The sequence below is a fragment of the Arthrobacter sp. NPDC057013 genome, assembly GCF_042674585.1.
Classification (GTDB): Bacteria; Actinomycetota; Actinomycetes; order Actinomycetales; family Micrococcaceae; genus Arthrobacter.
This window is the reverse complement of record NZ_JBHUSE010000001.1, coordinates 853651-864687: the sequence shown is the minus strand read 5'-3', so window position 1 is coordinate 864687 and position 11037 is coordinate 853651. Positions and strand designations below refer to the sequence as shown.

The following is an 11037-nucleotide window of genomic DNA, read 5'->3' as shown; positions in this document are numbered from 1 at the left end:
GCCGCGGACCCATGGTCCGCGGCCGTCGCCTTTTTGCGTTTTAGCGGCTCGCCAGGCTCAGGATAATCTGCACCGCAGTGCCGCCGCCATCCCGGGGCTTCCACTGGATGCTGCCCCCGAGTTCGCTCGTGACCAGCGTCCGGACAATCTGAAGACCGAGGCCCTCCACATGCGGCGTCTCCGGCAGGCCAACACCGTCGTCTGCCACGGTGACGGTGAGCAGCTCCTCGCCGTCGTCGCCCTCCGAGCGGTCGGCAAGCAGCCACACCGTGCCGGTGCGTCCCTCCAGCCCGTGTTCGACGGCGTTGGTGACCAGCTCGTTGATGACCAGCGCCAGCGGCGTCGCGAAGTCGCTGGGAAGCTCGCCGAACAGCCCGGACCGCTGGGTCCGGACCTGCTGCGACGGTGAGGCGACTTCCGCGGACAGGCGGAACTGCCGGCCGATGAGTTCATCGAAGTCGACACTTTGGGTCAGCCCCTGCGAAAGGGTTTCGTGCACGAGGGCAATCGTTGCCACGCGCCGCATGGCCTGTTCGAGCCCCTGCTTTGCCTCGTCGCTGACCATGCGGCGGGACTGCATGCGCAGCAGTGCGGCAACAGTCTGCAGGTTGTTCTTGACCCGGTGGTGGATTTCACGGATGGTGGCATCCTTCGTGACCAGCTCCATCTCGCGGCGGCGCAGTTCGGACACGTCACGGCAGAGGACCAGCGCACCGAAGCGCTGCTGCTCGTCGCGGAGCGGGATGGCACGCAGCGACAGGCTGACGCCGCGGGATTCGATCTCACTGCGCCACGGCATCCGCCCGGTGACAACGAGCGGCAGCGTCTCGTCCACCATGCGGCGGTCCCTCAGCAGGCCCGCCGTGACCTCCGCCAGCGAGCGCCCTTCGAGTGATTCGCCGTCACCGAGGCGCCGGAACGCCGAGACCCCGTTAGGGCTGGCGTACTGGACGATCCCCTCGGCGTCGAGACGGATCAGGCCGTCGCCCACGCGCGGGGCGCCGCGGCGGGAGCCGGTGGGCGAGGCGAAGTCCGGCCAGAGCCCCAGTGTGCCCATGCGCAGCAGGTCATAGGCACACTGGCGGTAGGTCAGCTCCAGCCTTGACGGCATCCGTGAGCTCGAAAGGTCCATGTGGGAGGTGACCACCGCCAGCGTCCGGCCGTTCCTGACCATCGGCACGGCTTCGACCCGCAGTGCCATGTCGCTGCTCCAGTTGGTCTCACTGGACCGCTCAATGGTGCGGCTCTCCCACGCCTTGTCCACCAGCGGCTGCAGATCCGACCGGATGCCCTCCCCGACGAAGTCGGCGTGGAACACAGTATGCGTCGTGGAGGGCCGGACGTGCGCCAGGGCAACGTAACCGTGCTCCGGATGGGGAAACCACAGTGCCAGGTCGGCAAACGCAAGATCGGCCACCATCTGCCAGTCGCCCACCAGGAGGTGCAGCCACTCGGCATCCCCCGGCCCGAAATCAGCGTGTTCCCTGATGGGGTCCGTAAAGATTGCCACTGCACCTCCAGTTTTTCGACGGCGGGACCGGTGTCCTAGCGTCGGACGATTGACCTCAAGAGCCTCAATGCTACCGAGAGCGAGGCCATGTCGTCCGCTTCGAGGGCGTTGACCTCATCGAACATACTCTTCGCGCGTCCCAAATGTTCGGCATTGAGCTGCTCCCAGGCCCTGAGCCTGTCCTCGGCCGGCGACCCTTCGTCGGTGGAGTCCAGGACCGCCGTCGTCATGTCTGACACGGTCGAGTAAAGGTCATCGCGCAGCGCGGCACGGGCCAGGGCCTGCCAGCGGTCCTTCCGCGGCAGGGAACTGATCCGCTCCAGCAGGGAGTCCACGTGGAACCGGTTGAACACCGTGTAGTAGACGTTGGCGATGTCCTCCACGGGCTCCTTGCGGCTGTGCGCGATTTTTGCGATATCCAGCAGGACAAAGCTCTCGAACAGCTCGGCCCACCGGTGGCCCAGGTCCTCGGGCAGGCCCCAGGACCGCGCCTTCTCAAGCCAGGAGGCAACGCGCTCACGGTCGTCACCGCGCAGGTAGTCCAGCAGCCGGGCCCGCATGGGTTTCATCGGCGGCTGGAACTCGGCGACGATGTCGGCGATGGGCCGCGACGCGCTGCCCTGGGCCAGAACCCAGCGCACTGCACGGTCCAGCAGCCGCCGGATATCGAGGTGTACGGTGCTCCAGTGCTCCGTGGGGAACGACGCGGGAAGCTCGTTGAGCTCGGACACCATGACGTCGAGTTCGTAGATTTCCCGCAGTGCCACGAACGCCTTTGCCACAGCCACCTCGCTCGCCGAGGTCTCCTCCATGGTCCGGAAGGCAAAGGTGATGCCGCCCAGGTTGATCATGTCGTTGGCCACGACCGTTGCGATGATCTCCCGGCGCAGCGGATGCGTGTCCAGTTCGGCGTCGAATTTCTCCCGGAGCTGCACCGGGAAGTATTTCCGGAGCGTCTCACGGAACCACGGGTCGTCCGCCAGATCGCTGTCGCGCAGGGCCGTCGCCAGTTCGATCTTGGCGTAGGCGGCCAGCACGGACAATTCGGGTGACGTGAGGCCCTGCCCCTGTTCCAGCCGGTCGCGCAGGACAGCCGTGGAGGGCAGCGCCTCGAGGTCACGGTTCAGGTCCGCCTTCTTCTCCAGCCAGTCCATCAGCCGCTCATAGCTCGGGCTCCATTCGGCGACCTTCTGCCGGTCGTTCAGGAGCAGGATGTTCTGGTCGATGTTGTCTTCCAGGACCAGCCGGCCGACCTCGTCAGTCATGGCCGCCAGGAAGTCCGAGCGTTCGGCGGCCTCGAGCTTGCCTGCGGCCACCATCCGGTCCACAAAGATCTTGATGTTGACCTCGTGGTCTGAGCAGTCGACGCCGGCGGAGTTGTCGATGGCGTCGGTGTTCAGGATGACGCCCTGCAGCGCCGCTTCGATGCGGCCCCGCTGCGTCATGCCGAGGTTACCGCCCTCGCCTACAACCTTGACGCGAAGGTCGCGGCCGTCCACCCGGATGGCGTCGTTGGACTTGTCGCCCACCATGGCGTGCGTCTCGGAACTGGCCTTCACGTAGGTGCCGATGCCGCCGTTGTACAGCAGGTCGGCGGGGGCCAGCAGGATGGCCCGCAGGAGTTCGGGCGGGCTGAGCTGGGTCGTGTCCTCGGCCAGGCCAAGAGCAGACCGGACCTGCGGCGAGACCGGGATCGACTTCGCCTGCCGCGGGTAGACCCCGCCGCCTTCGCTGATCAGGCTCTTGTCGTAGTCGTCCCAGGACGACCGGGGCAGCTCGAACAGCCGCTGCCGTTCGGCGTAGGAGCTTGCCTCGTCCGGGTTAGGGTCGAGGAAAATGTGCCGGTGGTCAAACGCCGCGAGCAGCCGGATGTGCTTGGACAGCAGCATCCCGTTGCCGAAGACGTCCCCGGACATGTCACCGACGCCGACCACGGTGAAGGGCTCGGACTGCGTGTCCAGGTCCAGCTCGCTGAAGTGCCGCTTGACCGACTCCCAGGCACCCCGGGCGGTGATGCCCATGGCCTTATGGTCGTATCCCACTGAACCGCCGGAAGCGAAGGCGTCGCCCAGCCAGAATCCGTAGTCGGCGGCCAGGCCGTTGGCGATGTCAGAGAAGGACGCCGTGCCCTTGTCCGCAGCGACCACCAGGTAGGAGTCGTCGCCGTCGTGCCGTACAACGCTCGACGGCGGGACGAGCCGTTCGCCGTCGGCTCCCGTCACGAGGTTGTCCGTGACGTCCAGCAGTCCCCGGATAAACGTCTTGTAGCTTTCGATGCCCTCCGCCATCCAGGCCGACCTGTCCTTCGCGGGGTCCGGCAGCCGCTTGGCGAAGAAGCCGCCCTTGGCGCCCGTTGGAACGATCACGGCATTCTTGACCGTCTGCGCCTTGACCAGACCCAGGATCTCCGTCCGGAAGTCTTCCCGCCGGTCCGACCAGCGGAGACCTCCGCGGGCCACCTTGCCGAAGCGCAGGTGAACGCCCTCCACGCGGGGGGAGTAAACCCAGATTTCGAACATGGGCCGCGGGAAGGGCAGCCCTTCGATGGCTGTGGGGTTGAGCTTGAAGCTCAGGTGCGGCTTGTCCTGGTAGAAGTTGGTGCGCAGCGTTGATTCGATCAGGTTCGTGAACGTGCGCACCACACGGTCGGCGTCCAGGGTGGCGACACTGTCGATCGATGCCGACAGCTCAGCGCGGACTTTTTCCTGCCGTTCGGTCCGCTCCAGCTCGGTCAGCGCGGGATCGAAGCGTGCCTCGAACAGGGCAGAGAGCCCGCGGGTGACCTCCGGATTGGCCAGCAGGGTGTCGGCCATGAACTCAAACGAGTTGGTGTTGCCCATTTGCCGCATGTACTTTGCGTAGGCCCGCAGCACGATGACCTGACGCCATGTCATGCCCTCGCGAAGCACCAGCCGGTCAAAGCTGTCGGATTCCACGGCGCCGGAGACGGCTGCGCCGAAGGAATCCGCCAGCAGCCGGCCCGTGGACACCGGGTCCACCCCGGCGGGGTACTTCAGTCCGAGGTCGTACAGGAAGAAGTCCCGGCGGTCGGCGGTCTCGATCTCGAACGGCCGCTCGTCAAGTACTTCCAGCCCGAGGTTGTGGAAGTAGGGCAGGATCTGGCTCAGGCTCTTCGGCTCCAGCATGTACAGCTTGACCCTGGCGTCTTCCTCGAGGGTGGCGCCTGCGCCTTCGGGAAGGTAGACGTGGACTCCCGGCCGCTCCTGCCTGGCGCCGGCCACGCGCTCGGCTTCGGCCCCGTACTGTTCAAAGCGCGCGATGTCCTCGAGGGCATCTTCGATTTCATAGTCAACCCGGTAGCTGGCCGGGAACGCCTCGGCCCAGATGGCTGCCAGTTCGTTGGCACCGTCGTCGGCGCTGCGCTCGCGGAGTACCTCGGCGATCCCTTCACTCCAGGACCGGGCGGCACGGACCAGCCGCTGTTCCAGCGCGTCGGTGTTGACGTGGCTGACGTCCGCGCCCTTGGGCAGGCGGATCCGGAAGAACAGGCGGGCGAGGGCGGATTCGGTCATCCTCGCCTCATAGTCGATGGACTCGGCGCGGAAGGTCTCGCGGAGTTCCTGCTCAATCCGCAGCCGGACGTTGGTGGTGTAGCGGTCGCGAGGGAGGTAGACGACGGCGGACATGAACCGTCCGTAGATGTCCGGCCGGAGGAAGAGCCGGGTCCGGCGCCGTTCCTGCAGCCGCTGGATTCCCATTGCCGTCGCGGCAAGGTCGGGAACCTCGATTTGGAAGAGCTCGTCGCGGGGGTACGTTTCCAGGATGCCCAAGAGGTCCTTCCCGGAGTGCGAATCCGGCGGAAAACCGGCGCCGCGCAGCACGGCCTCGACCTTTTCGCGGACTATCGGGATATTGCGCACAGAGTCGGTGTAGGCGCTGGTGGCAAACAGACCGATGAAGCGCTGTTCACCGTTGACGTTGCCCGCGGCATCGAAGCTTTTCACGCCGATGTAGTCCAGGTAGGCGGGGCGGTGCACTGTTGAGCGGGAATTTGCCTTGGTGATGACGAGGGCACGCTTTTCGCGGGCCTTGCGCCGGCCCGCGTCGGTGAGGTGCTGCACCTGGTGGGTGTCGTGGTGCGCCCGCAGCAGGCCCAGGCCGCTGTCCTCGCGCAGTTCCAGGACATCCTCGCCGTCCTCGTTGACCAGGTCGTATTCCCGGTAGCCGAGGAAGGTGAAGTTGCCCTCGTCCAGCCAGCGCAGCAGGTCCTGGGCCTGGCGCAGTTCTGCTATCTGGGTGGGATGCGCCACCTTGTCCAGATCCTTGGCGATCTGCAGTGCCTTGTTGCGCATTTTCGGCCAGTCTTCGACGGCGGCCCGGACGTCTCCGAGGACCCGCTCCAGTCCTTCCCGCAGCTGCTCGGCGGCCTCGTCACTGGCGCGGCCGATCTCGACGGCAATCCAGGACTCCATGTGGGACGCGTTCTCGCCCTGGGCAATCAGGTGGGACAGGACGGGCAGTGCCGCGGTGTCACCGCTGGAGATGCCGATGCTGGACGGAACCCTGTCCACCTTGACGAGCTCGTTGGTTTCGCGGTTGCGCGTGACCACGAACATCGGATGCTGCACGAGGTGGATGGCCGAATTCTGGCGGATCAGCTCGGCGTTGACGGAATCCACCAGGAAAGGCATGTCGTCGGTGACGATGTAGACAACGCTCCGGTCGCCCTCGGGAACGATGGAGATGTTGGCGGTGCCCGGCCGGCGTTCAAAACCGACTGCGCGGTGGGTCTCTGCCCGGGTGATCAGCAACTCGTGCGGATAAGCGCGCGCATCCTCCTCCGCCAGATGCTCGTAGTAGTCCGCAAAGAAGCCTTCTTCGGCTCCGATTGAACGGGACTGATCCTCCACGCTGGACCCAGACGACATCGACACACGCCTCCATCACACAGTTTGCGGCTGCTTCCTTGCAGCCCTCACCGTGAGCCTAGCCCGTCAGCCTGCGCCTTGCTGTGGAAGAGAACACAGAGGATCGGCGTTTTTGCTGGACAGGTGCACAAACGATTTCAGCGATGGCTGCCCGAAGCCGGGATTCCGGCGCCGATTCGAGCAATAGCGAGCCGGACAGCAGCGCCGCGTCTGCTGCCGCAGGATCCCACGGAAGGAAGGCTTTAATGCCCGACGACGGGCCGAACCGGTCCCATGCCTCACGGAGCTGACGCTCCGGCGAACGGCCCACGGCCGAGGCTCGCACTTTGTTGAGCACCACTTCGGGGCTGACCCCCGGCAGCGAACCTTCGAGTTCCGCCAGCCCCCTGACGAGGCGTGGAACACCGATGGGATCCGCAGACCCCACGGCGATCACGGTATCGGCCAGCTCCAGGCTCCTGAGAGTTGCCGCGTTGCGCCGCGGTGCCATGGTGTCGAAACTCAGCTCCTCGTCTGCCTCAAGGCAAAAGCCGGCGTCGACCACGATGACGTCGGCCAGCTCCCGTGCCCGGTCCAAAACAAGCGCCAGCGCGGCCGCGCGCAGCTCGGTCCAGCGGTCGGCCCGGGTTATTCCGGTCAGTACTCGGAAAGTCCCGCTCGAGACAGTCACCGGAACGGCGACGCGGAGCAACGCTTCCCGGTCCAGCAGCCCCTGGTCGGCCAGCCGGCAGGCCTGTGCCAGCCCCGCCGCCTCATCGAGGAGCCCGAGGACGCCGGCGACGCTGGCCCCATAGCTGTCGGCGTCAACCAGCAGGACAGACTTGCCTTGCGCAGCCAGCTCTCCCGCGATGTTGACGGCAACGAGGGTTCTGCCGGGTGCGCCCGCCGGACCCCACACCGCCATGACCCTGCCTGTTCCGGTCTGCGCCGGCTCCGGTTCGGCGTCGACAGCCTCGGGCCGCAGGGCTGCGCCGGCGTCGGCGAAGCCCGTGCTGTAAGCGGGGCCGGCGCTGTAAGCGGGGCCGGCGCTGTAAGCGGGGCCGGCGCTGTAAGCGGGGCCGGCGCCGGGATTCAGCCCTGCCGGACCCGGGCCTGAATGCCTGCTGACGGCGTCTGCGATACTCTCCGCCAGCACCGTGGATTCAACGGTCGAAGGGGCTGCCGTGACTCCGATGCCGCGAAGCCTCAACCGCTCCTCGGGGCTGTCGGTCAGGGCGATGATGACCACGCCCACGGCGGCGAGCCTGTCCACCAGCGAGGCAGTCAGCTCCGAACTTCCCCCGGCAACCACGGCGGCCCGGGCCAGCCCGCTCTGGCAGGCGGCCAGCAGCTCCGCGAGCTCCGCGCAGCGCCGGACCACTGTGACTGGACCGTGGAGCCGCTCGAGCCCGCCAACCAAGTCTTCCTGCGACTCACCGACTGTGACGACGGGGATGCTCACTTGGCGGCCCCGCCGGGATTCCACACAACGGAGATTTTGGCCTCGTTTGCCTGCGCGCCCAGGAGTGAGGCCATCTGCCCGTCCCCCACCAGAACCATCAGGACGGTGGATTTCGAAGCGCCAAGGGCAGTGGACCCCTGTGAGACCTCCGCGATCTCAGCGCCGGGAAGCAGCAGCTTCGGCTGTGCAAAGCCATTCCGGGCGTCAGGCATGGAGACCCAGACGTCGACCCGGGTTCCCGCCACCGCCTGCTCGGGCAGGGCCTCCTGCACGGTGACGGCAACCGGCTTTCGGTCCAGGGCGTCGACGCTGCCCAGGCTTTCCCGGGGAACCAGCTGGTCCTTGGCGATCCGCTGGACGGCCACCTGCCCTTCGGGAATGCCTGACTCCGCCGTGACGTAGTGCCGTTCGACGTCACCCAGACGCACCTTAACCCGGCTGATGTTTTCCGGCGTGAGTTTCTGGCCGACGGCGATCGGCTCGCGGGCGGCGAATACCTCCGTGGTGCGGTCCGCGCTGCCGACGAGGGCAACGACGCCGACAACAGAGGCAAGGACCAGGAGCACACCCACCAGAAGCCTCGGATCCTTCCAGGAAGGCTTCTTCAGCCGGGCTCCAGTGGCCGCCGTGCCTGCACTCATGCGTACTGCTCCCCCTTGCAGCCAGGGCGCTTCCATCGCGCCGGTCAAGATCATTGTTACGGCATGCCTGCTCAATCGGAAGAGCATTCAGGCAAACAGCATCAAACTGTGGATAACCGCATCAGCCACGCCCAACGGTGGCACAATTGGACTATGCCCCGATTCCTTACGCTTGCAGATGTAGCCGAACAGCTTCAGATCAATGCGCCGGCAGCTTATGCCCTCGTCCGCAGCGGCGAACTGAAGGCAATCCAGGTGGGTGGCCGCGGCCAGTGGCGGGTCGAGGAAAAGATGCTTGAGCAGTACATCGAAGAGCGCTATGCCGAGGCAAGCCGCATGATTCAAGAGGCCAAGTCCAAGTCCGTCTAAGCACGGGAGGCCCGTCAGAGCTCCCCGCCCCGCCGTGAGCGGAGGGCACCCAGCGACTGGAACGGGACGGTAGCCACGTCGGCAACCCGGCCGGCCCTGCGCGCTTCGCCGGGCAATGTCATAGCGAGGTCAAAAAAGTCCTGCCCTACCCTGTCAATTACGCCCGGGAGCTGCATGTCCGGTGACCGGCCCGCCAGCAGGACGGTGAGTTCGGCCCTGTCCCTTGCCAGCCCCCGCAGCGCGCTGGCAAGACCGAGTTTCCGGCGCACGGGAGAAGGCTCGGCCACGGCGAACCGGCCGAGTCCGGTGTAGTGGCCCACGGCGGCATAAGGTATCAGCACCTGGTGCGCCGCCTCGTCTATGACCAGGCTTTCGGAACCTGCGTGGCTGAGGGTGCCGGCAAAGACAGGGCCCGAAATCAGATGGATGCCAACATGCCAGCCCAGGGATCCACGCAGCCTGTCATCGAGTGCAATGGCAGCCGTGTCTGCACGGGAGCGCTCGGCAATCTCGGACTCCAGACCCAGGACCGCGGACTCGGCAAGCTGCTGCTCGAGGTCCTGGAAAAGTGCATTCCATCGCATGGCGCCAGCGTAGGCCTGCATACGAGGGCGGTCAATTAATCCACAAACTTTCCTATCTCCGTAGACAACGCCATTACAACTGCTGCAAACTGTCTCCACCAAGGCAAAACGCATCAAAGTGGATCAAACTGCAACAAACAACGGTTGGGGGAAGTCATGGCGGAAGCAGTTCAGCTCCGGGTGAGGGCAGAAGCCGCCCTGGCGGTCGTCATTCTGGGGCTCGGAATCTTCCTGGCGTTCGCCGGCGCCGGGATCGTCGATCACTGGAGGCGGTCCGCTGTACGCCGGCAGGCGCTGCTCTTCGACGACCTGCTTGGCCTGCTGGCCCTCGCAGCAGGGCTGGCCGTCATCGTCTGGTGGCTGCTGTCCCTGGCCACCGCCTTTGCAGCGGCACTGCTGGAACGGACAGGGCACCTCGCCGCCGCCCGCGCCACGGGGCGGTTCAGCCCTGTTTTCATGCGCCGGCTGGCGCTGGCCGCGCTGGGAGTGCAGCTCCTCGGCGCACCACTTGCCCAGGCGGCTGACCTGCCGACCGCAACCCATTCCTCGAGCAGCGGATCATCCGTCTCCGCAGCGTGGGCACCCCTGGAAGCGCGGGGGCCGGACCTGCCCGCCGGCCGTTCCCCAGACTCCGGCGAACTCCAGCCCCAGTGGATGCCGCGCGTCCCGGCGGTGCAGCCCGGCCTCGTCAGCCCATTGCCCGCACGGGCACCGGCTGAGCCGGCCGGTGCCCGCCGTGAGATTCCCGTGCGTGCCGGCGAATCACTGTGGACCATCGCCGCACGCGAACTGGGGCCCGGTGCTTCCGAGGTGGAAATAGCTGCCCGCTGGCCACTCTGGTACCAGGTCAACAGAAACATCATCGGTGCCGATCCCAACGCCCTTCTCCCGGGCCAGCTCCTCAGTCCGCCGCCACCGTAAGCGCGCCGGCACCCGTTCCTTCCGCACCACCGACACCCGCGGCCGCGTCCTCGCACGGCCGTACCAAGCCAGCCCTATCAAAAGGACCGATCATGACTGCAGTAACTCCAATACGGCATGCAGGAAGCGCTGTTCTTGCGTCCGTCCCGGCCGCGCCGGAACGAAACGCGGCGGCCCCAGCGCCCGCAGAGCAGACTCGCCCGGCGCACGTGCACTCCAAGCAAACTCTGACATCCGGGCAAACCCTGACAGCCGAAACGCGGCTTACGGTTGTTCCCTCCCCCGGAGACGAAGCGCGCGAGATCTGCGCCATCACCAGGGCCACAGTCCAGGCCGCCATTGAAGTCCTGGCGGGAACGAGGCCCATTCACCAGCTCGCTCGGCGGCTGGACCAGCGGTGCCTCACCGTGCTCCAGCACCGGGCTGCCCTCACCCGGCGGGTGGCTGCCCGGGCTCCCCGGAAAATGGGGCTGCTCCACCGCAACGCGTCGGTCCGCTCGGTCCGGGCGTGCGGTGTGACGCCTGATGTATACGAAGCCAGCGCGGTGGTCATTGATGAACTTCGGGTCCGGGCAGTTGCCGTCCGGCTGGAACGCAGCAAGAACGTCTGGCGTGTCACGGCACTGGAGATCGGCTGATGCGAAAACAGGAAGGGAGCGGAGCGCTGCTCCGGTCCCTTCCT

General features: G+C 66.3%; 8 protein-coding genes. 3 read left to right on the top strand and 5 right to left on the bottom strand.

All coding sequences use genetic code 11. From position 1 onward, the window contains the following. Window positions 1–40: 40 nt before the first annotated feature. From ACFTSA_RS04020 to ACFTSA_RS04005, 4 genes are read right to left on the bottom strand one after another with little or no spacing between them, the layout of a single operon-like run. Window positions 41–1510, bottom strand: a complete 1470-nt coding sequence (locus tag ACFTSA_RS04020) for a sensor histidine kinase (protein ID WP_377949788.1) — start codon at window positions 1508–1510, stop codon at window positions 41–43. 35 nt (window positions 1511–1545) lie between these two features. Beyond that, window positions 1546–6399 carry an NAD-glutamate dehydrogenase gene (locus ACFTSA_RS04015; protein ID WP_377949786.1) on the bottom strand — a complete coding sequence of 1618 codons (4854 nt, stop codon included), beginning with the start codon at window positions 6397–6399 and terminating at the stop codon, window positions 1546–1548. 58 nt (window positions 6400–6457) lie between these two features. Then, window positions 6458–7840 carry a CpaE family protein gene (locus ACFTSA_RS04010; RefSeq protein ID WP_377949784.1) on the bottom strand — a complete coding sequence of 461 codons (1383 nt, stop codon included), beginning with the start codon at window positions 7838–7840 and terminating at the stop codon, window positions 6458–6460. Further along, a complete protein-coding gene (locus tag ACFTSA_RS04005) occupies window positions 7837–8481 on the bottom strand; it encodes an SAF domain-containing protein (protein ID WP_377949783.1) in 645 nt (214 codons plus the stop codon). Before ACFTSA_RS04005 ends, ACFTSA_RS04010 begins: the two co-directional genes overlap by 4 nt. Window positions 8482–8634: 153 nt before the next feature. On the opposite strand from ACFTSA_RS04005, the gene ACFTSA_RS04000 reads away from it, so the two are divergent. Further along, window positions 8635–8850, top strand: a complete 216-nt coding sequence (locus tag ACFTSA_RS04000) for a helix-turn-helix domain-containing protein (RefSeq protein WP_043419585.1) — start codon at window positions 8635–8637, stop codon at window positions 8848–8850. Between the two features lie 14 nt (window positions 8851–8864). Here the strand turns inward: ACFTSA_RS04000 and ACFTSA_RS03995 are convergent, their stop codons facing one another. Continuing rightward, the gene (locus ACFTSA_RS03995; RefSeq protein WP_377949780.1) at window positions 8865–9434 is read right to left on the bottom strand and encodes a hypothetical protein; all 570 of its coding nucleotides are present in this window, start codon (window positions 9432–9434) and stop codon (window positions 8865–8867) included. Window positions 9435–9590: 156 nt separating this feature from the next. On the opposite strand from ACFTSA_RS03995, the gene ACFTSA_RS03990 reads away from it, so the two are divergent. Together ACFTSA_RS03990 and ACFTSA_RS03985 are read left to right on the top strand one after the other, a co-directional pair. Further along, entirely contained in the window at window positions 9591–10355 is a 765-nt protein-coding gene (locus ACFTSA_RS03990) for a LysM peptidoglycan-binding domain-containing protein (protein WP_377949779.1), read from the top strand. Window positions 10356–10447: 92 nt separating this feature from the next. Continuing rightward, entirely contained in the window at window positions 10448–10993 is a 546-nt protein-coding gene (locus ACFTSA_RS03985; protein ID WP_377949777.1) for an Rv3235 family protein, read from the top strand. Window positions 10994–11037: the final 44 nt, after the last annotated feature.